This window comes from Bacillus carboniphilus (assembly GCF_020524035.2).
In the GTDB taxonomy this organism is placed as follows: domain Bacteria; phylum Bacillota; class Bacilli; order Bacillales; family JAIVKR01; genus Bacillus_CC.
Map to the genome: position 1 here is coordinate 125,670 of NZ_CP129013.1, position 25,851 is coordinate 151,520.

At 34.1% G+C, this 25,851-nt stretch carries 26 protein-coding genes and 3 pseudogenes; 14 read left to right on the plus strand and 15 right to left on the minus strand.

The genetic code is table 11. The features are described from left to right. The first annotated feature begins 85 nt into the window (after positions 1 to 85). Together galE and LC087_RS00680 are read left to right on the plus strand one after the other, a co-directional pair. Positions 86 to 1,136: pseudogene (galE, locus tag LC087_RS00675) on the plus strand (UDP-glucose 4-epimerase GalE). A 5-nt stretch (positions 1,137 to 1,141) separates the two neighbouring features. Next, the gene (locus tag LC087_RS00680) at positions 1,142 to 2,692 is read left to right on the plus strand and encodes a lipopolysaccharide biosynthesis protein (protein WP_226539378.1); all 1,551 of its coding nucleotides are present in this window, start codon (positions 1,142 to 1,144) and stop codon (positions 2,690 to 2,692) included. Between the two features lie 46 nt (positions 2,693 to 2,738). On the opposite strand, the pseudogene LC087_RS00685 reads toward LC087_RS00680, so the two are convergent. Beyond that, positions 2,739 to 2,930: pseudogene (locus LC087_RS00685) on the minus strand (small, acid-soluble spore protein, alpha/beta type); the annotation flags it as partial. A 547-nt stretch (positions 2,931 to 3,477) separates the two neighbouring features. On the opposite strand from LC087_RS00685, the gene LC087_RS00690 reads away from it, so the two are divergent. Continuing rightward, positions 3,478 to 3,729 (plus strand): hypothetical protein, encoded by a 252-nt coding sequence (locus LC087_RS00690; RefSeq protein ID WP_226539377.1) that lies wholly within the window; start codon positions 3,478 to 3,480, stop codon positions 3,727 to 3,729. A gap of 529 nt (positions 3,730 to 4,258) precedes the next feature. Here the strand turns inward: LC087_RS00690 and LC087_RS00695 are convergent. From LC087_RS00695 to LC087_RS00750, 12 genes and pseudogenes are all read right to left on the minus strand, one after another. Beyond that, positions 4,259 to 5,350 carry an ABC transporter ATP-binding protein gene (locus tag LC087_RS00695; protein ID WP_226539376.1) on the minus strand — a complete coding sequence of 364 codons (1,092 nt, stop codon included), beginning with the start codon at positions 5,348 to 5,350 and terminating at the stop codon, positions 4,259 to 4,261. Positions 5,351 to 5,479: 129 nt separating this feature from the next. Then, positions 5,480 to 6,355 carry a helix-turn-helix domain-containing protein gene (locus LC087_RS00700; RefSeq protein WP_226539375.1) on the minus strand — a complete coding sequence of 292 codons (876 nt, stop codon included), beginning with the start codon at positions 6,353 to 6,355 and terminating at the stop codon, positions 5,480 to 5,482. A gap of 140 nt (positions 6,356 to 6,495) precedes the next feature. Then, complete coding sequence (locus LC087_RS00705; RefSeq protein ID WP_226539374.1) at positions 6,496 to 10,182, minus strand: chitobiase/beta-hexosaminidase C-terminal domain-containing protein; 3,687 nt, start codon at positions 10,180 to 10,182, stop codon at positions 6,496 to 6,498. A gap of 242 nt (positions 10,183 to 10,424) precedes the next feature. After that, positions 10,425 to 10,811 carry a MerR family transcriptional regulator gene (locus tag LC087_RS00710; protein WP_306019807.1) on the minus strand — a complete coding sequence of 129 codons (387 nt, stop codon included), beginning with the start codon at positions 10,809 to 10,811 and terminating at the stop codon, positions 10,425 to 10,427. A 732-nt stretch (positions 10,812 to 11,543) separates the two neighbouring features. Further along, complete coding sequence (locus LC087_RS00715) at positions 11,544 to 11,678, minus strand: hypothetical protein (RefSeq protein WP_371932635.1); 135 nt, start codon at positions 11,676 to 11,678, stop codon at positions 11,544 to 11,546. 41 nt (positions 11,679 to 11,719) lie between these two features. Beyond that, positions 11,720 to 11,930 (minus strand): annotated as a pseudogene (locus LC087_RS00720) (DUF5342 family protein). Between the two features lie 56 nt (positions 11,931 to 11,986). Next, positions 11,987 to 12,205 (minus strand): YheC/YheD family protein, encoded by a 219-nt coding sequence (locus LC087_RS00725; protein ID WP_306019808.1) that lies wholly within the window; start codon positions 12,203 to 12,205, stop codon positions 11,987 to 11,989. A gap of 16 nt (positions 12,206 to 12,221) precedes the next feature. Further along, entirely contained in the window at positions 12,222 to 13,022 is an 801-nt protein-coding gene (locus tag LC087_RS00730; protein WP_306019809.1) for a YheC/YheD family protein, read from the minus strand. Continuing rightward, positions 13,006 to 14,367, minus strand: a complete 1,362-nt coding sequence (locus LC087_RS00735; protein WP_226539369.1) for a YheC/YheD family endospore coat-associated protein — start codon at positions 14,365 to 14,367, stop codon at positions 13,006 to 13,008. The genes LC087_RS00730 and LC087_RS00735 overlap by 17 nt, the downstream gene beginning before the upstream one ends. After that, entirely contained in the window at positions 14,364 to 15,422 is a 1,059-nt protein-coding gene (locus LC087_RS00740; protein WP_226539368.1) for a YheC/YheD family endospore coat-associated protein, read from the minus strand. Before LC087_RS00740 ends, LC087_RS00735 begins: the two co-directional genes overlap by 4 nt. Before the next feature lie 2 nt (positions 15,423 to 15,424). Beyond that, positions 15,425 to 15,844: a YheC/YheD family protein gene (locus LC087_RS00745; protein ID WP_306019810.1), complete on the minus strand. Its 420-nt coding sequence runs from the start codon at positions 15,842 to 15,844 to the stop codon at positions 15,425 to 15,427. A 7-nt stretch (positions 15,845 to 15,851) separates the two neighbouring features. After that, positions 15,852 to 16,790 carry a YheC/YheD family protein gene (locus tag LC087_RS00750; RefSeq protein ID WP_306019811.1) on the minus strand — a complete coding sequence of 313 codons (939 nt, stop codon included), beginning with the start codon at positions 16,788 to 16,790 and terminating at the stop codon, positions 15,852 to 15,854. A 112-nt stretch (positions 16,791 to 16,902) separates the two neighbouring features. Here LC087_RS00750 and LC087_RS00755 point away from each other — a divergent pair, with 112 nt between their 5' ends. The 3 genes from LC087_RS00755 to LC087_RS00765 all read left to right on the plus strand — a co-directional run bounded on the left by LC087_RS00755 (position 16,903) and on the right by LC087_RS00765 (position 18,925). Next, entirely contained in the window at positions 16,903 to 18,066 is a 1,164-nt protein-coding gene (locus LC087_RS00755; protein WP_306019812.1) for a DUF445 family protein, read from the plus strand. Between the two features lie 50 nt (positions 18,067 to 18,116). After that, the gene (locus LC087_RS00760) at positions 18,117 to 18,470 is read left to right on the plus strand and encodes a YlbF/YmcA family competence regulator (RefSeq protein ID WP_226539365.1); all 354 of its coding nucleotides are present in this window, start codon (positions 18,117 to 18,119) and stop codon (positions 18,468 to 18,470) included. Positions 18,471 to 18,616: 146 nt separating this feature from the next. Further along, on the plus strand, positions 18,617 to 18,925 hold the full coding sequence (locus LC087_RS00765; protein ID WP_226539364.1) for a hypothetical protein: 309 nt from the start codon (positions 18,617 to 18,619) through the stop codon (positions 18,923 to 18,925). A gap of 85 nt (positions 18,926 to 19,010) precedes the next feature. Here the strand turns inward: LC087_RS00765 and LC087_RS00770 are convergent, their stop codons facing one another. Both LC087_RS00770 and LC087_RS00775 read right to left on the minus strand, forming a co-directional pair. Continuing rightward, complete coding sequence (locus LC087_RS00770; protein WP_306020723.1) at positions 19,011 to 19,523, minus strand: MFS transporter; 513 nt, start codon at positions 19,521 to 19,523, stop codon at positions 19,011 to 19,013. A gap of 4 nt (positions 19,524 to 19,527) precedes the next feature. Continuing rightward, positions 19,528 to 20,232, minus strand: coding sequence for an MFS transporter (locus LC087_RS00775; protein WP_306019813.1), 705 nt, complete (start codon positions 20,230 to 20,232; stop codon positions 19,528 to 19,530). Between the two features lie 502 nt (positions 20,233 to 20,734). Between LC087_RS00775 and LC087_RS00780 the strand changes: the two genes are divergently transcribed. The 8 genes from LC087_RS00780 to LC087_RS00815 all read left to right on the plus strand — a co-directional run bounded on the left by LC087_RS00780 (position 20,735) and on the right by LC087_RS00815 (position 25,760). Next, a complete protein-coding gene (locus tag LC087_RS00780; RefSeq protein ID WP_306019814.1) occupies positions 20,735 to 21,109 on the plus strand; it encodes a YwqH-like family protein in 375 nt (124 codons plus the stop codon). A 24-nt stretch (positions 21,110 to 21,133) separates the two neighbouring features. Next, positions 21,134 to 21,406 carry a DUF5344 family protein gene (locus tag LC087_RS00785; RefSeq protein WP_226539362.1) on the plus strand — a complete coding sequence of 91 codons (273 nt, stop codon included), beginning with the start codon at positions 21,134 to 21,136 and terminating at the stop codon, positions 21,404 to 21,406. Beyond that, positions 21,403 to 22,038 (plus strand): LXG domain-containing protein, encoded by a 636-nt coding sequence (locus LC087_RS00790; protein ID WP_306019815.1) that lies wholly within the window; start codon positions 21,403 to 21,405, stop codon positions 22,036 to 22,038. Before LC087_RS00785 ends, LC087_RS00790 begins: the two co-directional genes overlap by 4 nt. Positions 22,039 to 22,123: 85 nt before the next feature. Further along, positions 22,124 to 22,957 (plus strand): hypothetical protein, encoded by an 834-nt coding sequence (locus LC087_RS00795; protein WP_306019816.1) that lies wholly within the window; start codon positions 22,124 to 22,126, stop codon positions 22,955 to 22,957. Between the two features lie 14 nt (positions 22,958 to 22,971). After that, positions 22,972 to 23,817 (plus strand): hypothetical protein, encoded by an 846-nt coding sequence (locus tag LC087_RS00800; RefSeq protein WP_226539360.1) that lies wholly within the window; start codon positions 22,972 to 22,974, stop codon positions 23,815 to 23,817. A 202-nt stretch (positions 23,818 to 24,019) separates the two neighbouring features. Further along, positions 24,020 to 24,865, plus strand: a complete 846-nt coding sequence (locus LC087_RS00805) for a hypothetical protein (protein WP_226539359.1) — start codon at positions 24,020 to 24,022, stop codon at positions 24,863 to 24,865. Further along, entirely contained in the window at positions 24,862 to 25,311 is a 450-nt protein-coding gene (locus tag LC087_RS00810; RefSeq protein WP_306019817.1) for a DUF5085 family protein, read from the plus strand. Before LC087_RS00805 ends, LC087_RS00810 begins: the two co-directional genes overlap by 4 nt. A gap of 2 nt (positions 25,312 to 25,313) precedes the next feature. Next, complete coding sequence (locus LC087_RS00815; RefSeq protein WP_226539357.1) at positions 25,314 to 25,760, plus strand: DUF5085 family protein; 447 nt, start codon at positions 25,314 to 25,316, stop codon at positions 25,758 to 25,760. The last annotated feature ends 91 nt before the right edge of the window (positions 25,761 to 25,851 follow it).

The window sequence follows — 25,851 nt, forward strand, 5'->3', positions numbered from 1 at the left end:
TGAACGGGAAAGGACGTCCGGTCGATACAAACTCGATGATCGGATCGTCCTTTTTTGATTTTAATTATTTAAAGGAGGAGCTCAAATGGCTATTTTAGTCACTGGTGGTTCAGGCTATATTGGCAGTCATACTTGTGTGGAACTGCTAAATGGAGGATATGAGGTTGTTGTCATTGATAATTTATCAAATAGTAAAAGAGAATCATTAAATCGTATATGTAAGATAACTGGTAAACAAATTTCTTTCTATCAAGTTGATCTTTTAGATTATAAAGGTTTAGTGAATGTGTTCAGTAAACACGATGTTGAGATTGTAATCCATTTTGCCGGTCTAAAAGCTGTTAATGAATCTGTAAATGCTCCACTAGAATACTTCTATAATAATGTTTCTGGAACAATTACTTTATTAGAAGTAATGAAAAAATTTTCAGTACATCACTTAATATTTAGTTCATCTGCCACAGTTTATGGAAACCCAAAGACTGTACCAATCAACGAAACGTTCCCAACTCAGACAGTAAATCCATATGGACGTACAAAACTAATGATTGAACATATTCTTCAAGATCTTTTTGTTTCTGATTCTTCATGGAGTATCGCTATCTTACGCTATTTCAATCCGATTGGCGCACATGAAAGTGGAATGATCGGGGAGGATCCTAATGGGATTCCTAACAACTTATTACCATATATCTCACAAGTAGCAATTAATAAAAGGAATTACTTGGAAGTATTTGGGGATGATTATCCAACCATCGATGGTACGGGAGTTAGAGACTATATTCATGTTGTTGATTTAGCAAAGGGGCATGTAGCAGCTATGAATAAAGTTTGCTCAATGAAGAAGGGTGTCGATATTTTCAATTTAGGAACGGGCAATGGATATAGCGTATTACAAATGGTAAAAGCCTTTGAAGAAGTATCCGGAAAGACAATCCCTTATAAAATTGTAAAAAAGGAGACACGGTGATGTCCCGATTTGTTTTGCGGATCCATCAAAAGCAAAGAATGAACTGGAATGGACCGCAGAAAAAGGAATAATAGAAATGTGTGAAGATACATGGCGTTGGCAAAAGCAAAATCCTTATGGATATGTAAGTGATGAATTGACAACTCAAGCGTTGGCTAGACGATAGAGTCGATGAGAACTAAATTTACAATTTTGAATATTGCGACAGGTCTTGGCCATCAAGTGATTATTACGGCACTGAGCTTTATTTCAAGAACCGTATTTATTTATACTTTAGGTATCGAGTACTTAGGAGTTAATGGATTATTTACAAATATATTAGCTCTTCTTTCTTTAGCTGAATCAGGTATTGGTGCTAGTATTATGTACAGTTTATACAAGCCTGTTGCTGAAAATGATCATGAAGCTGTAAAAAAACTAATGCGTTTGTATCGAAGAGCTTATTATGTTATTGCCATGGTTGTGCTTATCTTAGGAATTAGCTTAATTCCTTTTATTGATAATATAGTGGGACAAACGAATGTAGAAAACGTTGTCTTTATTTATATCCTTTTTCTATGTAATACGGTATTACCTTATTTTTTTATGTATAAAATTTCTTTACTCAATGCCAATCAAAAGACGTATATTACGACTTCAATTTATGCTATTACTTCAATCATTCTAGCTATATTAAGAATAGGTATTTTATACTTTACGGAGAATTATTACTTATATCTTGTTATTGAACTGATCTTAAACTTGGTCTCTGCAATGGTATTGTCTAGAATAGTGACTCGCTCTTATCCTTTTATAAAGGAAAAAGTTTCAGGTAGGTTAGAACCACATATAAAAAAAAATATCGTAACGAATGTAAAAGCCATTGTTCTTCAAAACATAGGAGTGTATTTAATAATTGGTACGGATAACATCATTATCTCTACATTTGTTAGTATAGCTGCAGTAGGTTTATATTCAAACTATCAATTAATTATGGAAATATGTAGGACATTTATGAACCAAATTACTACTAACATGTACCATAGTGTAGGGAATTTAGTATCGACAGAAGCTAAAGAAAGAGTGTACTTAATATACAAAGTCATCCATCTAATTAATTTATGGTTATACTCCGCTTTATTTGTACTATTGTATATAAATTTGGATAATTTTATAATAATTTGGTTAGGAGAAGACTTTTTGTTAGGAAGTATTGTGGTTATTCTTTTACTTATTTCTTTTTGGGAAAGAGGTATGCGTAATGCTGTTACAACTATTAAAACCACGTCAGGAATTTTTAAAGAGGATAAGTATGCACCGTTAATTCAAGCTTCAATTAATTTACCTATTTCAATTTTATTAGTACAAGAATTAGGGCTTGAAGGTGTTTTTTTAGGGACGTTCATTAGCTCTTTACTAGTCCCTTTCTGGAACACTCCTTATTTAGTATATAAAAAAGTATTCAACTTATCTGTTTTAAGTTATTTTTATCAATATCTAGTCGGAATCTTCATGTTATGTATGTCATTACTAGTTACAATTATTGTATGTTGGCTTTTTTCTTTCGATGGGGTTATTGGTTTGTTTGTTAATTCTATCTTAAGTCTAGCTATAACGACTAGTTGTTTGTTTATAATAAAACGTAAAACTGAAGAATTTCAATATATTTTAAAAATGGTTAAAAAATATTCTAATATGATTCCTTTAAATAAGCCAAAAAAAGTTCTTTCTAAATATCGTTAGAAAAAAGGACCCCATAAAGGGTCCTATAGCCATGAATATGAAATTGTTATTGCTGTGGATAGCTTCCACCCATAGTTTGTTGAGCCATTGTCACTAAACGTTTGGTAATTTCTCCACCAACAGATCCGTTTGCACGTGAAGTGGTTTCAGGTCCAAGGTTTACACCAAATTCAGAAGCAATTTCATATTTCATTTGGTCAATTGCTTGTTGAGCTCCAGGTACAACTAATTGGTTTGAGAGCTATATCTTGTTGATTGTTCCATTGTATTCAAAACACTCCTCTAAATTTATATTTATATAATGGTTGGGTTAGCTGGATTTGCACCAGCGATGAATGAGATTTATTTGTTTTGTACTAAAGGAATTTAGTACATCATCAAATGTTCATTCAATGCCTGCTTGGCTTAACCCAGTGGTGTTTTGTACATTCATATTTTGGTTTAATTCAGAGCTTTTATGCAGGATATTATCTGGCAATTACCACATCAATTGTTTTAATTTTCATGAAGTTTTGCAAAGGTCGTTATGCATTTCAATACGCCGACTCCGCACAAAGAAATGCTACTGAAAGTAAAGGGCTTTAAAACACAAATTCCTACTACGCATATGCTTCCGTAAGTAAGCTGGTTATAGAAAATAAAAATGTTCAATACTTTCATTTTAAATAGGTAAAACTAAAGAGAAACAAAAATTGTTCAAAAATTAAAAGGAAACACAATACTGAAAGCTCTATTTTTATTATGTTGAACGACAGCTTTTTTATAAAGAAGGTGAGTAGTAAATAATGAGAGGTTGTCCTGTTTGCAATGGGTTAACGGAAATAGATCAGTTTTGTGAAACGTGTGGAGAATCTATGGTAGATAAGGGAAAGTTAACCGATTATTTAGATGACTATAGTGCCTATATGGAGATTGATTCAATGAAACTTTTTGATGGAGACCAATTATCACTTGAAAAGCATCGGTGTATCCATATGGTAAGTTGTCCAACTTGTAAAAACGATTACCTTATAGCTATTAAAGATGGATCTTTGTAAAAAAAGGTATTTGTTAGGAAGGTCGATGTTCATAAGTAAATGAAGGCAAAGCAAAACCCAAAAATGTTGTTTTAAAGCATTTTTGGGTTTTACTTTCATCAAGGTTTTTTAATAATATACAATTGAGTTAATTTATTCATTTTTTTCAGAGTAAGAAAGTATAAAAATCTGTCCTTATTTGGATGATGCTTTTATTTTTGTCTAGCTCCAGCGCCCAGCGACTGGTGATGCTTTCGAAGCACACGACGTGCTAGCATCATCGTTGCCCACAGGACGTGGGCGCCTTTAGATGATGTTCCATTTCTCTACGATAAGTCAACGGAGACGCCTCCAGGAGGGAGGTGGATCTACGTTTGCCACAGGACGTGGCGGTAGTTAGTAGATCCTCTACTTTCTGGCTTTTCGTGTTTCCTTTATCTCATGCGGCGATGAACAGGAGGTTCTAGCGTCAACGTTAGTCACAGGACGTGACTGTACTTAGTTGACGTTCCTTTGCACCTGCGTCGCTAGACGGGCGCTTGCGCTTTTCTTATCGAATACGTAATTCTGTCTCATTATCGAAGAAATGAGCTTTATTCATATCTATTGCTAATTTCACATTATATCCAGGGTTGTATTGAGATCGAGCATCTACTCTCGCAACCAATTGTTGATTGTCAAGTTTTGTATAAATCATCGTTTCTGCTCCCATTAATTCTGCTACCTCAATCGTTGATTCAAAAGTAGAACCTTCAGCTGCATCTAAAAAGACAGGCTCATCATGAATATCTTCAGGTCTTATGCCAAATGTAATGTCTTTGTTAATATAGTCTTTTAATATTTTCATTTTTCCTTCAGGAATTTCTAGTTTTAAGTCCCCTAGCTGGAAATATCCATCTTTTAATGTTCCTTTAAAGAAGTTCATCGCAGGTGATCCAATGAAACCACCTACAAAAATGTTATCCGGGTTTTCATATACATCTTTTGGAGTACCAACTTGTTGAATAATTCCATCTTTCAAAATGACTAAACGAGTGGCCATTGTCATCGCTTCTGTTTGGTCATGTGTAACATAAATTGTTGTGGTTTGTAATCTATCATGTAGCTTTGAGATTTCTGCACGCATTTGTACACGTAGCTTTGCATCTAAATTCGATAAAGGCTCATCCATTAAGAATACTTTTGGATCACGAACGATCGCACGACCTAAAGCAACACGTTGACGTTGACCTCCAGATAATGCCTTCGGTTTACGGTCTAAATATTCTTCTAATCCTAAAATTTTCGCCGCATTTTTGACACGCTTTTCAATGTCAGCTTTATCAAATTTGCGTAATTTTAGTCCAAATGCCATATTATCAAATACATTCATATGTGGATATAAAGCATAGTTTTGGAATACCATTGCGATGTCACGGTCTTTAGGTGCAACATCATTCATACGTTTTCCGTCGATAGAAAAATCACCTTTTGTAATTTCTTCGAGCCCAGCAATCATTCGAAGTGTTGTAGATTTTCCACAACCTGAGGGGCCAACAAATACGATAAATTCTTTATCCTCAATGTGAAGGTTAAAATCTTCAACCGCTGTTACGTTATTGTCGTAAACTTTATAAATATGATCTAATTTAATCTCTGCCATGATTATAATCCTCCTCTAAATGATGAAAACGTTTCCTTATGGTTATCATAGCGAAAGAGATATAAGAGTGTAAATGGTGAACATGCACTAATAAACCGGTTTCGTTTTTGTGCATGTTGCACTTTAAACTTAATTTCCCATCGCTTTTATGAGCCAATAAACAAATGAAACTTGTGAAAAATCCTTTAATTGAATCCCGGTGTTTGTAGAAAACTTGTCCAGCCGATATTGTAAACTATTCCGATGAATATACATTTCTTTTGCCGTTAGTGAAAGATTTAAATGATTTTCAATTAATACTTTTAACGTTTTTCGTAATTCAACGTCAGACAAACTATCCAGAAGTTTATCAGATGATAGGTCCTGAATAACTTGATGGTTACTTTTTAACAAATAATCGAATTGTAATTGATAGACTGTTTTTAAAACATGGCTGGGTAAAGAAGAGCGAGTTTCATTAATTAACCTCATTTCTCTATGTATTTTTTTAACACCGCTGTTGTTTATGTGATGAAGTTGACCAATAAATAGTTGGATATTTATTAAAAGATCCGTGGTAAAACTATTGATCCATTGCTCCCAATCGTTTTCTGAAATCGTTAAATGTTCTGATGTATAAACAATGAGTCCTGATTGGTAGTCGAACCAACAAATAATGGGCTCCTCAATAAGACCAGAGATGGCTTCTTCGAAGTCTTTCTGACTATCTAAAGGGTTTTGTAAAAAAAAATAGATACACCTCATGGAAGTTTTATCTTTTATAGTTGGAATCTCACCATTATTAAATAGAAATTCATACCATGAATAGGTATTTGTCTTTTGGTTTAAGGGTGGACTATAGTGATTATAGAACAAAGATAAGATTTCGAATTCTTTCTTAGTAAGAACATTTTTATTAATTCCAAATATTTCTCCTTCATCTGTAATGAAGTATTGAAACTGGGGGTTATCAGAATATTTAGTTGAGAAATTCTCCTTATATATTTCAGATAATTTTTTAAACATGAGATGCTTCTCCTTGTCATTTGAATAGTAAAAAGAGGCTAAAAAGCCTCTCTATATACAGAATACATTAAAGGTGTTCTAAATGAAATAATTCGGCTTATTCAATCAACCTGTATTGTTTACTCTTAATTTGATAGAAACTAGTTTAAAAAATTGTAATTTTGGGTAAGTTCTTCTTGATTAAGTGCACGATTGTAATAAGCAATGTGTAAGATAGATGATCTACCTTCAGTTCCTATAATAAAAGGAATTGTATTGTCTATAGGTAATACGGAGTGAATATTAGTAGTAATATTACGAACATCTCCAACGAGGATGTTATTTACATATAATTCAATTCTCTGTGTCGTATTATTTCTAATTGCAACGACATGATAAGTTGTTTCAATGTCTTCATATTGCTCGCTGATAATCGTAGGAATATGATGAAATTGCTTAGAGTCAATGTCATAACCGTTTAAGGTAAAGAAAAATTTATAGTCCCCTGACCTATATAATTGCACTTTTCGATTTTCTATATTTGTTCCCCAAATTTTAAAAATATCTGTCCATCGATTAGATATGAAAGTAACTGCAATCGTAAATTCTTCATTTTTGGAGAAATAGCTATTAGGATTTTCTATAACTGAATGATTTACGGGGGTTTCTAGATAGGAGAGGAGTCCATTTGTTACATAAAGACCTGTAAACACAGGGTCAGTTGATTCCATGACCATGACACCTTGAGAGCGATTGCCGACAATGTTTTTGGAGATTATCTTAAAAGAATAGCTTGTTCCACTACTTAAGTCAGAAGCGATAAAGTAAGGAGATGCTACTTCGGAATGCAATGCATCATCTAGATATACTTCAAAAGTGATATTTGGATCAGGGTTCTGCCATGTTAAGCAGATCTTATTGTGATTTTTATATGAAACCGTTAAATTGCTAATCTCTTCTGGGGTTATTTGATCATCTAATGTGCTAACCGTGATTGATACTCCTATTGACTCGTTGCCTACTCGATCTATTGCAGTTACAGTAAACTCGTAAGACGTTAAAGGAGAAAGGTTATTAATCGTATAAGAAAGGTCGCTTGTTTCATCTATAAGAAGTGTCTCCTGATAAACTCTATATTTTATCGTATCTTCTGATATACTAGCTGACCATGATAATTCAACTTTATCGCTAGATACTTCTTTTGCAACTAAACTTGTAACATCTGCAGGCGGTTGACGATCAATGGAAATAACGGCTTTTTTCTTCACACTTTGATTACCTTTTTCGTCAATTCCAAAATATCTTACTGTCGTTGTAGAAGTTATGATAAAAGATGCTGTGAAAACAACACTATCTTCCGTTGGTTCACTTCCATCAAGGGTGTAGTAAATGATTGTTTCGTCTTTATTGGAGGTGAAGGTGATCGTTTGATTGTCTGGATAATAACCGTCGATAGGTGAGATGAATACTTGAGGAGGTGTTAAATCCGGTAGTAGCTGAGTTATGTCTTTATTTTCATCAAATACGGTAGTTTCTCTAGTAAATGAACTATCAACATGATTAAAGATATTGTTACTAAAGATTAGACTATTAGCAGTGTCTAGCCAATATGAGCTTATTATTGTATTTTCAAGATAGTTGTTTAAGAAGAGTGTAGTATTGCGACCTATTGTTTTGAATATTTCACTATCAATAAAATAACAATCCGTTACAGTAACATCTCCGCTAAGAAATTTTATCCCTCTAAATGTACTATTAGAAACCGTTGTTTTAATTTCTACAGGGAATAAATGAGAATTAAAGCTGATTTCATTTTCTATATTGGAAAGAAATTGGCTGCTTATAATGTGACATCCGGTAATATGACCACTTGAATTAATAGTATTAAGTCCATTCACGATAATTGGACGCCCAGAATAACCATTTGGTACTCTTATAGAACAATTATCATTTTTCACAGTAATATTTTCTAAAACCCCCCCATTCATCAACAGATTGAATCCAATGGATGTGCTGTCCATAGTTGGAGAGTCTCTGGATACAGTGATATTTTGTAAATAAGCTGTGGAGTAGTCCGTTCTTGCAATTATAAATCCATATATCCCTTCATTAGTAAGTTGTATAGGGTCACCATATAACGATTCGGATACTTGAAAGCTAGAACTATCAATGTTTACTGTGTAATATACTTTAGACTTATCTATACCGTTTGGTACTTTTCCTCTCCAGTCTTCAAACACGATTTTAGCTCCATTCCCCATTCCATGTTCGAATGAATAGCTGAATCGACTAGCTGAAATGGAAACATCGGGCTGTCCAAAGTAACCATAAGAAGCGTTGCCATAAAAGTACCCATTTCTTATTTGTACATTGCTTATTTGTGCTCCGTAAGTGCTAGCGAGTTTTATAGAAGAGTTTTCTAAGATTGCCCCATTAATGAAATTATCTCCTTTTACCTCAAATAAGCAGTTTTCTCTAAACGTATTATTCTCATATTTGACATGAGCATAACGCTCCCATGATGTAATTCCACCGATATTGTAACCTTTAAAAAGATTGTTCTCTATTGTGACGAATGTCCCATCCACATTTACAAAGTGTCCTCTTTCATTATGGTGAATGTAGTTGTTCCAAATGTGAATTCGAAAATTAGCCTCAACTCCTTCAGTATTATAGTAAATACTTTTTATTGGTAAATTACTCTCACCTATTAACGATTCTATATCTATTCCAAATGCAGGAGGAATAAAGTCAGGTGTAACTCCGTCATCATCTTTTCCAATGTGATGGATTTTATTTTCCCAAACATACACATCATTATGACCTGTTATTGATAATCCTTGTCTGCGATTTCTATGGATATCATTATCATGAATGAGGACGTGACTACCTATATGGTCTTGAACTTCTTGTAAATCGTAATCTTCTGGATCTACTTTGTAATCGTAAGATGTCCCATTAAGAACCCCATCTCCCATTGCGTTACACAATTCTATATGATCCACTTCTAGATAATGTCCTCCGTAAATGCCAATACAATGACCACTTTCGTGGGTATAGTAAGAATTACTTACTTCGATTTTGAAGGTTTCTAGTTCTTCGTCTGTCATGGGGGTGTTATGAATGTCAATAGTAATAATCATTTTGTTACATTCATTAATTTTTCCGAACCAGCCACGACCATTAGGATTAGCGGGAGAAAATTGTACGTTTTCTCTAAATCCAATTAATGTTTCTGTTGATATCAAATCGTTGTATTGGAAAAAATTATAATAGTCAATTCCTTGCCTGTTTGGATTATCTAATCTAAAATTTGTTAATAGCCCAGGATGATCATATCTGTCAATGATAGGTGTTCTTATATAATTTGGATTGCTGTTTAAACTTCCATCTTGATTTACACCTCCTCGTTCAAATGTAAGGAGCATTGTTCTCATATGAGTCTTTCGATCACCGATAAGTTTACCACCTGTAATTCTTGATCTAGTCACACGAAAAAAGCGAATAATATCATAGGAAGGAGAAGTATTACCTTGGAGTTCAATCACTGCATTAGGATGTAGTTCAAGTGTAAAATCATTTGGCATATCAATAACACACAATGCGTGATTGTCAGAGTAGTCTTTTCGATTATAGGGAACAACATTATGACTAGCTAAATAATACCCCTCTGGTAAGAGTGCATGATTAAATCCATTTAGACTTGCCCACTGAACAGCATCATTTAATCCTTTTCCAGTTTCATTTGGCATTGTTTTGTCATTTTTAATGTTCCAACGATCTAATTCAATGGTATAAGAATTGATATAGTTCCTTCTTGTTAAAAGTAACTCTTCGTTTAATTTCAATTAATAACCTCCTTGTGAATCACACTTCAATTTATATTTAGAAGAAATCTAACTACCTTATTTTATGTTGATTATTAGGAGTTGATTGGACAGTTTCATTATATAAATTGAATTTTTAGAGGTTTTTAGAGGTTATGGATATTTTGCATATAATGGTTATACTAAACAAGGGATATATTAGAAATATAAAATCATTAAATGATATGCTTCATTTATTGAAAATTATTTTAATAAAAGGTATTTTAATCCTTATTTGACATTTTTGACAACTTATTCAATAATTCCTGATTGAATTTTTCTTGTCTTTCAATATGATTGATAACCTTTCTTACAAACTCGTCATCTGTTCGATGCATGTAACCATTCTTGCTTAATATCTCTTTTTCATCTTTCGAAAAGAGCATATAAGCAGCGTTATTGTAACTCATGTTTTGGACTTTGACGAGTTTTTTAAACGTGTTTAATAGTTCCATATCGCTACTATAAAACATGCGTTTACCCTGTTCTGTGCGAGAAAAACGATAACCTTTTTCTTCGATGGCTAAACACCATTTTCTAAGCGTGCTCTCTCCAATCTCAAGCGTTATGCTAGCCTCTTTCGATGACAGGGGCTTTTCAGACATTTTCAACACTCCTTGTTTAGTTTACTAATACATTAAACATTTAAAACCATGATTCCTTTAAAAACATTGTTTTTTTGAGCTTACTTAAATTGTTTACAGGTTCTTTTGCATTTCATTAAAAGGGGATAGGAGAAGTATTCATGTGAAAAAAATTTCGCCAATCTTTTTGTTTCACAAAAAAAGAACGAGTAACAGTTTAGAGACATTGATTGCCTCACAACTGAACTCATTCCGTTGTTCGTTTACAGTCTTTTTTAAATAATGAATCTAAAAGTGCGTGTTTAAAAAGTAGGGAAAAAAGGACGCTGAATAGAAAAGCTGAAACCCTTTGTTCACGCCCGACAAGCATAAGGCGGGGAGAAAAGAAAGATGTTCTTTATCTTTTGTTCTCACTGACTTATGACCTCGAGGGTGTAAGGGTTGAAGCTAGACAAGAACGAGGCGGCCTGCTTAATGAACACAGGCTAAGTACAGCCACGTCCTGTGGCAACGCCTGCGCTAGCCCGTCCTGGGCGTCGAAGCACTCACAGTGTACGTACAGTATGGTTCACGGGCTAAGAACGTCCCCATCCTAGGGACAACACCCGTGCTAGCCAATGCTGGCGTCGGAGTGTCGGAAAAGCAAACCAACAACGTTATTCAACCGACATTTTTTTTAGGACTTTTTAAACAACCTCTAAAAAAGAATAGAATCACGAAGTAGGAGGAGATTCTTGTTCATTTATATCTCTAGCTTCTTCAATATTTGTTTGGTCGTATTTCATATGCACACTCCCCCCCACCTAAGCCTTCATTAATCATTCGATCCACATCTAAAAAGGCTTTTTCCTTCCCTTCATACTTTAGTTCGTCTCGTTTGTTGTTCTCCGTCATGATAAAACCTCCTTTATTCCTTATCTTGAGGAATAAGGAGGTTACTCATACACGTGAAATAACATTAATTCATGAATATGAGATTTAATTTGTTCTTCAAAATGAGTGGGTGGGTGATACTGACCCCATTCGATTTGACCATTTTTGTGGTAGATTGCGTCGTAATGAGTACCTTCAAAAAAAGAAGGAAACTTTCCATCCTGGTAAAGACGTTTTTTGAATGAGTGGGTGATATTGAAAATGACTGATCATAAAAGTCAATCCTCCATTCAAATACATAGTATCTTCATTATAACATTTGGAATTGTTTACAGGTAGGAAAGAAATAGCTCAGCTAGAGCATTGATTCTTGCTTTTTCAATCGGTTTTTCATCAAACTTCATTGGTTTTGAATTGATTTCAAATAAAACAAATTGATCTTCTTCTGTTATGCCTAAATCAAGGGAAAACTCACCGACCTTGCCTAATTGTGATGATAAGCAGTGACCAATCTCATTCACGAGATCATGTAATTGGTCTACGTCCACTTTAAACGGTAAATTTTCAAACGATTGAATTCTCCCCTCCTTTCATAACATGAGTAGTAATGGATCGATTGGTAGATTGTCTAAATCCAATTCCGGTTAATTTATACTGGTTGTTAGAAGATAAATGAACGAGAGTACGCAAATCAAGTTTTTCTTCTTTATGTTTTTTGCAAGGAACCGTTTCTTGACAGATAAAGGATTGTTGCTTAATAAGGTTGGAAATGTACCGATTTAATTGTTGGAAAGAAAGCGTTTGTGTTTGGCCAAGACTGTCAATAAGAAGGAAGGAAGTTCTTTCCTTTATGATGCTAAAGATATGGTCTCCTTGAGATCCATCTACTGGTTTCACATAGATGGATCGATATTTATCCAAAAAAGAAAAGAGTGAACTTTCATGATCAAGAAAAATCGTATCAGGTAAAATTTTTTCGATGTTTTTTTGTTTACGTAACATTTGATCAATTTTCCACTTATTAAAAAAACAAGGATTGATAATAGGGACATCCTTGTTTTTTAAAAGTGTATAGTTTTGGTGATGATACGTTTCTTGTTCTTCTTCTCTGCTCGGGATTCGGTTATAAATGACGATAGGATTGACAAAAAAATATGTAGTCCATTTGTTTTCAGTCGGATCATAGTATAGTCCATAAATTCCATTTACCGTAACGTCATCTATACAAAAAAGGAAACTTGGTGTTACATAGGTTGATAATTTTTTTTGTAGTTGTTTAAACAACCGAATGTTTCCTCGGTACTTTGTTTGATTTTCGTTTTTTGATGTAAGGATGGCAATTGATTTTTTATCGATTAACCTCATATAAACCATCCTTTGAAGGAGTGAACGACTTTTTTAATAAATAAATGGAAAATTTCGCGAACCCGTACCTTGTTTGTTTTTCTTCATGTTTTAAGGAAGGATGGGTGAAAATCGATCTTCCTGGCCGTGAGTTCGCTTCAAAAAGCCATATCTTTCCGAGTTGATCAATGCCAAAATCAAAACCAATTTCCCCAACGGTTCCTTCGAAGGAGTGCTCGATCCCTTGACTTATTTGTAGAGCCGCCTCGTTAAGGAGATAGCGAATTTGTTTTGAGTTAGATGGGAATATTTCTTCTAACGTATAGATTTCTCCTCCGTTATTAATATGTGTTGTGACACTTCCTTTTCCAGATACTTTAGCAGCGATAGCGGTCACTTCCCAAACTCCGTCTTCATTTCGGTTCGTATGAACACGAAAATCGACTGTTCGCTGATTGATTCGAATGAGCTTAATTCCTTGCTGAACAAGAAATTGATCCATATCTTTATTTTTAAAAAGAGAGTGTTGTATTTTCGATAATTTTTCTGATTTAATTAGACGATTTTGTTTATGATGATCTCTAAAACGACAATAATAGGCCTGTTCTTGTTCGGAGTACATAAGTTGGTATACACTCAACCCTAGACTCCCATTTATAGGCTTAATATAGACGATGGAATACTGCTTTACAAGCTGATCAATCAGTTCAAAAGTTGGTTGTAAATAGGTTTCTGGAAGAAAAATCGCCGTTTCATTTTCTTGTTTAAGAATTTCATGTATTTCCCATTTATTAAAGAATGCATTGTTAAACCAAGGAGTGTTAAATTCATTGATTAGCCGTTCTTTTACTTGTAAGATCGGTCCGTGTTTTTCGAGCTTGCGGTTTGGAAGTCGATCATAGATGACGTTAGGCAAAGGAAGAGTTGCTTTTTCCCAGCCAATATGTGAAAAAAACCACCCCTCGACTGTCTTGTCATCCCAATTTATTTGGTGCATTCCAAAGACAAAACAGACAATTCCAAGTTCATAAGCACTTGTGATATATTTTGCAAACACCATGGACCTCTCACCTATAGGCCTTAACATAGACTGAGTAAAACCAGCTGTGAAGATGCCAATTAATGGGCCGATGATTAAATGATGGTGATGAGCATGAATCATCACTTTCTCAACTGATATAGGGAGATTGAGTTTTTCAGTAAGATGACGAGGAAGTAAAATGGTATTTACATGGTTTTCTTGATGAACGAACGTACATGGGATTTTATTGTGTCCAAAAGAAATGGAGGACAGATTTTGATTGATTGCTTTTGGAAGTAAAATGGTATCATCGTGACTGTCAGTATGAATGAGATTAACAATCATAACGCTAACACCTCCTTGTTTTTGTTCAAGTGAAGACAATATCGTAATGGGGCTTCGTATATTTTCTTTGGATCTAAACAGGAAAAAATCGCTGTTTTATGACCAGGTTTTGAGTTTATATCTAATAAAAAAACATTTCCCTCTTTTGTTACGCCAAAATCAAGCCCCAATTCGAAAAGTAATCCATATTCTTTCTCTAGCATAGTGGGAAGAGTAGATGAAATATAATCGATTTGACATTCGATTTGAGATTGCAGAACTTTGGATTTTTTTGATATCCACTCAAAATAGTTTGTTAGCTTTCCATTGGCTGCTAAATTTGATAAGTATGACCCTTGAATGCCTTCTCTAATGGCCCTTCCTCTTTCTGTCCAACGCCCATCTTCATTTTTTTGCAGAAGAAGACGAATATCAAATGGAACAAAATTCTCATCTCTTATAGGTAAAGTGGGCTGAATAATGTAATCTTCTTTATCAAAGATCGTCGTTAAATATTTGTTTAAGCTTCTTTTTGTTTCCATTCTTTTTGAGAAAAGACCTTTACTTGTTGGGTGGTGAATTAGAAAAAATTTTTCTTTCTTTTCAATGATATATATTCCTCTACCAGCTGCTCCATGTATAGGTTTTAATATATAGGAAGAAGGAACGTCTAATAATGGTGAAATGACTTCTAAAGTGGCGAATGTTGTATCGGGTAAGTAGGGATGAAAGAGATTGGTTTTTAACAAGTATTCATGAACTTTCCATTTGTTAGGCAACCCGTGATTGATAAAAGTGGCGGAACATTTCTTTTTGAATTGGTTTACTAAGGGAAGTAAATAACGTGTTTGGTTCGTATAAAATGCTCGGTCATAAACAAAGTGAGGGCATGGGAATGATTTCGCTCTCCACTCGTTGTTTATAAAATAATGACCAATTACTTCGTTGTTTTTCCAGTCTATATCAGTCGGAACCATACAAATGACGGTAATGTCGAAGGCTTGAGAACAGAGAGCTACTTCCTCATTAAATGCTCTATTTTGCTCTTTTCGTGATTGCATGATGCCTAAAATCATGATTACCTCTCCTTAAATGAGCTGAATAGAAAACAAGTATCAATGATAGCCTTAGCTGAAGGTCTTATTCTGGATTGATGATTGGCCATTTCGGTTAGTTTCGAAGGCTTTGTATTCACTTCGATCACCCATGGTTTCCCATCTTCATCAATAGCTAAATCTACTCCTAATTCAGCATAAATTCCTTCTGCATTTTGCGAAATCGCATAAACAATCTCACTTGCTACTTCATGAAGTAGCTTCCTAATATGGTACGCTTTTTTTTCATCAAACAAGGTGTTAAGTAAGGTTGAGGTTTTATATAATTGACCACCTTGAGCAAGATTCGAAACAATTTGATTTTCAGCGGAAACTCTAGCGATGGAAGAGGTAATTGTCCACTTATGCAGCTGTCTTTGATGACATAAAATTCGAAAATCCACCGGTCGATTATGGTATTGAATGAGCTTGATGGCCTTCTGAATAATATAAGGTTCTTTTTTTTACAGTAGGATATATTTTTTCATACATTTCATTTTGATTGATTGGTTCTTGTGAATCGTCTTGATTCACTTGAATGAACTGACCGTTCTCTGTTTTCTTTATCACCATTATTTTTTTTCCTTGGCTTCCATAGATCGGCTTCAAATATACTTTTTCAAAGTCATTGACATAGATGTCCCATTGTTGTTGTGACAAAATTCTTTCTGTTTGAGGAAGATATGGGAGTAAGTGAGTTTGATTTAAGAGTAATTCATGCACTTCCCATTTATTTAAAAACCGTTCGTTAAAAATAGGTGTTTGCCCGTAATGTAATTTTTGTAGCAATTTTCTAAACTTGACTGATTGCTCCATTCTTCTTGAATGAATACGATTGTGAACGATGGAAGGATAGGGGACAGGTGTTAATGTCCATTTCTCATTGTCGAAAATATAGCCTTCTATTCTTTTTTCTTCTGTTGCCAGAGAGCTCATCGATGTAACATAAAATAGAGCCCCTCTTTTTAAACACTCCTCATGCATTTCAATACAAAAATCATGAATGTTGCCAAAGTGGACCCTTTGAGTACTAGAGGAAACAACTTCTGTCACAATGGCAATAACAGGACCCATTTCAATGACATTTATTTTTTCATCATAACGAAGGTGAATATCAATAGGATGAAATGGGAGAGAAAATAAGTTGATGAGGTCGTTTGAGATATAGATACAACTATCTGTTTCATTTATACATACGATAGAAACAAGTATAGTATGACCACCTATCTTCATACGGCAATTGTTTTTATTGCCTAGGCTGATCAAAGAAGCTAAAGGTGTACTAATAGCAACAGTTGAGGTATTCCTCTCGCTTTTTAGTTTTCGAAGAGATGTTTTTGTAATGATCATGATCCACCCTCGTTTGCTCATTGTATAGGTTCGTTTTATAATAGAGGTTAGCTTTTATTACAATCTAACATATGTAATTTCATTATAATTCGTGCAAAGTAGGGAGTAGACTATGGAAATTGCTTTTTTAATCTTATTCATGGTTATTATCGGATCCGTTATTGGCGGTGTCACAAATTCTTTAGCGATCAAAATGCTTTTTCGTCCATATAAGGCTCTATATATTTTTGGAAAGCGGGTTCCTTTTACACCGGGTTTAATCCCGAAAAGAAGGGATGAACTAGCCGTTCAATTAGGACGAATGGTTGTTGATCATTTATTAACCTATGATGTGTTTATGAAAAGGTTTCAAAGTGAGTTATTTAAAGAAAAATTAACCTTACTCGTTGAAAAAAAGATCGCTGAATGGTTAACGAGTGATCAGTCTATTTATCAATTGGCTGAAAAAATGTCGATTGAACAATTAGATGATAAACTTGAAAATCAAATGGTCCATTTTGTGCAAAAAAAAATCAATGGTTGGCTACATGAAGATAACCGCATAAAAGATCTTCTTCCTTCTCAAATCGATCGTGACTATTATATTGGCAAGGTTGTTGAGATGATCATTGAAAAAGGTATGACCTATTTTCAGTCATCTGAAGGAGAAGAGAAACTTGGACAGCTAGTGGATGACTTTTTTGCTGACAAAGGTAAAATTGCTGCTATGGTTCAAATGTTTATCGGGAATAGCAACTTAGTCGACCGCATTCAGCCGGAAATCATTAAATTTCTAAATAGCCAAGGAACGAAGGACATGTTACAGTCCTTTCTTTATAAAGAATGGGAGCGAGTGCAAGAGCAGCCTCTTGGGGAATTAGTCCCTAATTTATCTCCGATAAGAAAGGAAGTAACGGAATTTGTCGTTCGTAAGATTGATCTGAAAGAAATCCTTTATCGTCCGGTTCGCGATTTAACAAGTTCTTTTTATGAGGAAGCCGTTGAAAAAGGCACAGTAACGGTGATTCGAACTATAAATCAGATGATCATTCATCAAGCAGAGAAACTCATCCAAGGGTTAAAGATTGATCAAATGGTGACGGAACAAGTAGAAGCTTTTGAATTGGAAGAGCTAGAAGAAATGGTATTATCGATTGCAAAAAAAAGAACTAAAAATGATTACATACCTCGGTGCCTTATTAGGAGGCCTCATAGGTTTCGTTCAAGCGATGATCGTTTCCTTTATTTGAGGAATACAAATAAGAATACCTTCATAAGGATGAAAGATATAGTATAGTCTGTTATAGTGGTATGGTGTGTTTTAATAATGGTTTAGGAGGCCTTGAAATGGCGATGAATTTATATGATGTAGCTTATGATTTAGAAAAGACGTTACGTGAAAGTGATGATTACAAAGAATTGAAGAAACTTTATGATGAAGTAAACGCGGATGAGTCTGCTAATCGTATGTTTGAAAACTTCCGTCAGCTACAGATGAACCTGCAACAAAAACAAATGAGTGGCGAAGAAATTTCAGAAGAAGAAGTGCAGCAAGCAGAGAAGTCTGTACAATTAGTACAGCAACATGATTTAATTATGAAATTAATGCAAGCAGAGCAAAAAATGAGCCAAACGATTCAAGAGCTTAATAAGATTATTATGAAGCCTTTAGAAGATCTTTATGGGTCGTTAGAACAATAAATTATTCGTAAAAAAAGTTCACAACCAATGGGTTGTGGACTTTTTTTATCTTTGAAGCTTGTTTACTTGTGGATTTTAAATGAGTGATTATCTATATTTGGCCTTTAATGAATATTCATTGTTTCAAAACATAGATTTAATGTGTAATGACTTTAAAGGAGGAGATTCAAATTTCTGAAAAACGAAGTCATGATCAAAAAGGTATTCTGTCAAAAACATCAAATGAAGCAAATGAATTCGTTCATAAGACTGCAGATACGGCAAACGAAATATCCAAGTCTATAGTGGGTAAAGATGGTTTAATAGGAAAAGCGACAGATGCTACAACTAATACAATAAAGAATGCATCGAGCTTTGGAAATGATGTTGTGAATAACACATCAGAAAGATCTAAGAAAGCAGTAAAAGATGCCAAAGATAAGCTGTTTCGAACCAGCGAAAAAAATAGGAAGTAAAAAATGTACATGATAGGAAGTTTAATGCTGAGACAAAGCGCTTTTTAACCCGTTTAGAAAAATGAAAAAACCTATTTATGGGGATTTATCCCGTGAATAGGTTTTTTTGCACTTCTCGTTCAGTTAATTTTGCTCTTTTAAACTTGTTCAATAAAGTAAGTGTACAAACAATTGAAATGAAGCCAAACAAAAGGTTCATATTTTCTAACCCGATGACATCGAGAAAGAAACCTGTTGATAGTAAAACAACTTGGAAAACAATTCGATCAACCATGTTTTTAAATGAGAAAAACCGACCATGAAAGTGTTTTGGAATTTCTTTTTGAAAAATGGTATACGCAGTTGGGAATAAGCTTCCTGCTGCAAAACCAAATAAACTAAACGCGAGAATCGAAATAAAAGAACTAGACGAAAAATAGAGAAGTAAGTGTGCAAGAGCCACGACAAACGAAAAAGAAAAGATAATCGTATAGTTTGATAGTTTTCGGTTAATGTATTTAACAAGAAAGGATCCTAACATTAAGGCAACCCCTTCAGATGTATAAAACCACGCTTTAATACCAGGGTTATTTTGTAGTTCGCTAATGTTAATGACAATGAGATTAAATCCCCCCTATAAATAGGAAAGGAACCATCGATAAAATAAAAATGACTGCTATGACAGGCATGTCTTTTATCACGGTTAAAACCTCTGTAAAGCCTTTTTTCTCTTTCTTCTCTCGCTCGTCTTCTTTCTGCTCCTCTTTGTTTTCTTCTATATTTAAAAAGAAGGTTAATGTAAATAAAATTAAATAGGCAATGAGTGATAAAAAATAAATTTGGTAAAGGGACAAGATTACTAATAGAACACCTGCTAAAGCTGTTCCGACAATTCTAGAGAGTGTCGAAACATTCATATAAATTCCGTTGATCTTCAGTAAATCTTTCTCCTCTACAACTAATGGGATAGCCGATTGAAGTGCTGGAAAGTAAAAGGCTGCACTAATTTGAATAAGGATAAGAAAAATAATCATCCACCATATCGATTCGGTGTATAAGGCGACGAACATAAACGTGACACTAATCGTTCGGATAAATCCGGATACAAGCATAATGGATTTCTTATTGATTTGATCTGTTAATCTTCCTGCTAAAGGACCCACCGCAATTCCAGCAAGTAACCCTACTGCTAGAATGACAGACTTTAAGAAGTCAGAAGGGACATGTGCTTGTAAAAACTCAAGGTTGCCAATAATCCCAAGCCACAATCCAAGCCCCGCAATCAATTCCCCACTTAACAAGATGAGTATATTTTTATTTCTTAACATGTATTTGTTCCTTTCTGATAGAGGTTGTTCAAAAAGACCTATGATGGCCTAGAATCATCGTTAGTCACAAATCCTGACTGAACTTTGCCCGCTTTCATAATCAGTTGTCGCTAAACGGGGGCATTGCACCTTTCTAATGTTTCGTTTATCTAAATAATGATTCAATCTATTTTACTTTATATTCTTGAAAAGAGGCAACAGGATAATGGACTTGGATAATATTCCTATTGAGAGGTAGGTGAATTAAAAATCATGTTTTCAAGGTAATATAACGAATCAGTTCAATTTGTGGGTGTTCTAATCGATTTATAGGATATTTTAGGATGATAGTCCTAAAAATTCTATGGGAAAAATAAATAGTCTGTCTGATTCTTTCAATTTTATTCCATGATATAGTGAATGTTGATGATTTTTAATGATGTTAGAGGAATGTAATGCTATTGGAGTGATCTTTAAAAATATTATTGTTACATTATTAAATTCCCAAAGTGAGGTGAACACATTGGAGGAAGATAAAAGATTAATCAACAATTTGAAAAGTGATAGAACTGTCCTTCAAAACAAAATTCAAAATAACCTTGAAAAAATACAGCGTCTGAAGATGGCGAAGACAAGAATTACTCATGACCAAGAAGATTTTTGGTCAAAGAAAACACTTATTTCAGAGCCCGATCTTTCATCAGAATGGGTTGGAAAACACGCCAATGAATTGATGGACTTTCGGGCAGATATGGAACAATCTTATAGGTCTATAAATACAGAACAGGTAGAGGAGATTATAACAGATATCGAAAACAAAATAGATGAATTAGCAAGTATGAATGAGGGATATTCCAATAGCATTTCATCGATTAACTATCGACTCAGTCTATTTTAAAAGTAAATTAGGGGGTGGATCTTTATGGCGGATATTAACATAAAACAAAGTGATGTTGAAGCAGCATTTAATGAACTCAAATCAAGAACTGGCGAGTTAAATACAACAGATTCAGGCGTGACTTTCGATCAATCCAAACTAGATTTTATTAACAAAATAGAGAGTATGGAGTCTACTTATTATCAACTAATCAATCAATACAAAACATTCTTATTAAGGGTTGAAGAGGCGGCTACGTCGAGTATCTCGGATTTTATCGAATATGAAAAAAGCTTAGGAGGAAAAATGATTAAATGAAGGTTTTAAACGTTTCAGAAGTGACAAATGGAATCGATAAAATCATAAGTAAAAAGCAAGAAGAAAGAGAAGATCTTCAATCCATAAGTGATGCAATTAATAAAGTGGTTAACTTAGATAATTCTCTAACGGGGAAAGGCGGAGAAGCCATTAAAGAGAACTTCATTCTAGTTCATGTTCCCATTCTAATCTCCTTTGAGACATTTATTGATTCTTATATTGAAAATCTCCAGCAAATTAAAAGCCTTGTAGAATCTTATGAATCAGGAAATGGATTCATCAGGGAAGATTTTATTGAGCAAGATGTTAGTAACGGTATAAATAAAGTGGAACAAATGACGCATGACTTCGTGGATGATATTAATAAACATTTGAATACAGTTAATGATTTAATGCATACAACATCAATTAACCTCTACCAATTTAATCAAACGGTTAGTGACTCTAAACAGCAAATGGAAAAAACGTTAGAAGGTTTGAGAGAGTTAGATGCAAATAGCGAAGAAAGTCTAAAGATTGCGGAAGACGATCTACAAAAAGTGCACGAATCGACTAGTAAAGTTGTCAACATATCAAGGAAGGGTGCTTTATTAAGCCAAACCGAGTTGCAAAGGCTTTTCAAAAAATATTGATGAAAAAATGATCGGAAAAATATTGGAAGAATATGACCTAATAACTTTACTTCGAAACACGACTATTAGCTTTGGTGCTGCCTTGATGAATTCTGGTAAACTACTGAAGGTGGGAGACCTTAGCTTCAAGATGTTTAAAGAAGATGGCAAAATTTATATTAAAATTAAGAATAAAAATAACGAAATTCTTACCCTGAGAGAGTACGAGAAATATCGGAAACAACTACAACAAAACTTAGGTGGAAAGTGGAAATGGGATCGCAATTTTGTTGCTCAATTAATGGAAAAAGGGGTTCCACTTTATGATGAAAATGTACTAAAAAGGTTTCGAAATAGTAGTAGTAAATTTATTAACAGTCAATTTGATGATCTTACTAAATATGTCCAGCGTTTGGACGAGTCATTTTTAAAAGTTGCAGGGACAACTTTTAAGGAAGAAATGAAAATATGGGAAAGTTTTAAGGGGTGGAAGGGTGGCTCAAAATTAACTAAATTAGGGAAAAGTACAGGTATAGCTGGTATAGGTCTGACGTTCTATGATAATGCGACAGGCACACTTTATAATGAGAAGACAGGTCAATGGGAATTTAATGATGGTGAAAAGATGAAAAAATTCGCAGTTGATACATCTGTTGATTTAGTTGCTGGCGCAGGGGCAATGGCTTTAGGAGCTGCAGCAGGATCATTTTTTCTTCCTCCACTGGGTACAGCAGTCGGTGCTGTTGCTGGTGCAGGCATCTACGCAGTAATAAATTTAAAAATATCTTGGACTGAGCCACCAAAAAGTGTGGTCGATGTAACAAAGGATGTCGCCAACGAGACTGTAGATACAGTAAGGGAAGTGGCTAGTAAGACTGTAGATGCAGTAGGAAATTTGACTTGTAGTATAGGAAACAAACTAGATAAAGTATTTTGGTAGTTTAGGAGGATTTTATGTTAAAACAATGTCAAGAAGAAGATTTTTATCAACTTAAATCAGTTGCAAGAAGCCGGTTAAATCCAATAAGAGCTTCATCATTTTTGTGGGTTGTTTCTTTTTTTAGTGGCGTGATGACTAGTGTAATAGCTTTTGCAGTGTATGGAGCTGATTATCCTATATCTAATTTTTGGAATAATTTCGCTAATATTTCTATTATAGTTCTCGCTTTGCAATTTAGTATTGCTCTTTTTTATTCTAAACAGACCATCTCGTTTAGGTTTCAAAATACACAATCAATTTTCGTAAGTTTATTTGCTATTAAAATGTCACTAGATATGTATTTAGCTATCACAGTCTTCAGCCAAAATGATTTTATACCAAATTATTTCATACCTACTGCAATAGTACTGTGTATTGGTGGGTTAATCTTAATGGTTATTTCCACAATTCGAGGAATTAAAAGAGTGCAACAAGGGCAGTTTCGTCAAGGTGGAAAAGGATTATATAACCTTAGTGAATCGAAAACCTATGTAAGTTTGCCCATTATTTTTGGAGTGACCATGATGGGGGGAGCGATTGCGAGAACCTTATCTGATTCTGCTAGTTTATTAGCGCAGTCTGCATCAGTTTATTTTACTCTCTTATTAGCTGTTATTCTACAATATACAATCGCATTCGCGATCCCAGAATTTTTTCTAGTTACTTATGGTAAATTCAGATTTGAATCTTTTTATGTTCCGATGCCAAAACCTGAATTGAAAGATACACCTAGAGAAGTAATAATGGCTAAAAATCCCGCACAACGCGGAAAAGCAAGTAAGAAAGGTAATCAAAAAAAAGCAAAGAAAAAGAAGAAATGAAGATAAAAAGAGTGCGTCCCAGTTTTCACAATGTCATTAGCATTTCTTTAAGGTGTAAAATGGGTTAATAGTATATTTTTTACTTTTAATTGTACTGTTTGTGAAATGAAAGGTTCGCGAATCAGAAAGAAAAATAGTAGGAGATTTACTCCTAATAACAAAAGAAACTAGATAAAGTATTTTATTCGTTCAGGAGTAGTTTATGTTAAAGCGGTATAGCCAAGAAGATTTTTACTTACTTGAAGATGTAGCATTTGATCGGATGCATCCAACAAGTGCTCCTATGTTTTTATGGGGAGCCTTTGCTTTTGGTAGTTTAATCAATGGTATTTTTATCTATGGTGTTTATGGTGCTGATAATCCATTGAATTCTAAATGGTCGATTTTTGCCACTGTTTGTATTGTTAGTCTCGTAATACAATTTATTTTTACTCTTCTGTTTTCCAAGGAGTCTATTTCTTATAAATTCCAAAAATCTCAATCTTTATTTAATAGTGTTGTTGCAGTTAAAATGTCATTAGATACTTATGTTTTTTTAATTGTTTTCAGTGAAGCTGAATATTTTCCAGATCATATCTTTCTATATACTTTGTTTTTATGCATAGGTGGAATACTCTATATGGTTATTTCCACAATGCGAGGAATTAAAAGAGTGCAACAAGGACATTTTCGTGAAGGTGGAAAAGGATTATATAACTTTAGTGAATCAAAAACCTATGTTAGTTTGCCCATTATTTTTGGAGCGACCATGATGGGGGGAGCAATTGCGAGAACATTATCTGATTCTGCTAGTTTATTAGCACAGGCTGGAGTTGTTTATTTTTTTCTCTTTTCAGCAGTTGTTCTACAATACACAATAGCATTCGCGATCCCAGAGTTTTTTCTAGTTACTTATGGTAAATTTAGGTTTGAATCGTTTCATGTTCCGAGACCAAAACCTGCATTGAAAGATACACCTAGAGAAGTAATAATGGCTAAAAATCCCTCACAACGCGGAAAAGCAAGTAAGAAAGGTAATCCAAAAAAAGCAAGGAGAAAAAAGAAATGAAGATAAAAAGAGCCCCGCTCGTTTTTCATAATGTGATTAGTACGACATCTAGGTGTAAAACGGATGAATGGTATCTTGTAGCAAGAGAATTTCGAAATGCAATCATTAAAAATGAACTTTATAGTACGGGTCCAGTTATTTATCAAGTCTCCAACTTAGATGTATCACAAAATGAAGCGGATTATACATTTTTCACTCCAATCAATATGGAGATTGAACTAGAATCGAATGACAAATATCAATTTTATAAAGAATGGTCTTTTGAGGATGGCTTAGCTTTTAGACATGCCGATATGGATGAGGACATAGAAGCTTCCTATGACCTTATCAAACTTGCAGCAGAGAATTATCATTTCACATTAGCTGAACCATTCTATCATATTTATTTAGATGTTTATGGAGAAGGAATCATTGATATTTATGCTCCGATTATAAAGGGGGAATGACGATGATTAACCCGACTGATTCTATTCGTTTTACTAATGTTGTTTCAAAAAAGTACCGTTTTCACTATAAAAAAGTGGATGATATTATAAAGCAATTTTTAGAAGAAATGGTTCAGCTTCAAATTCACATTAAAGGACCGTTATTTTATTCGATTAACAATGTGCCAATGGATGAAATGGTCAATGCAGAGTTTTTTATGCCCATTGAAGAAGATGATATCGATCAGAAGAACGGAATGCATTTACATAGTTATTTTGCAGTAGAAGATATGCTTTCGATTTGTCTTTATGATCAATTTGAGAAAACAACTGAAGTAGCCTATTCTATGTTGTTAGCCTATATGGAACAACATCAATTAAATCAAGCGACTCCATTTTTTCACGTGATTTCTGGTGATGAAACGTTACCCTATGTCTTTATTAAAGTAGGGGCATCACAATTAGCCTAAACTTAGGTTCCTAATAAGGATATATGCTCAATTTGTGCAATCGAAGATTGCTATAGAAAACAATCACTCTAATCACCTATCTTTACCTAAT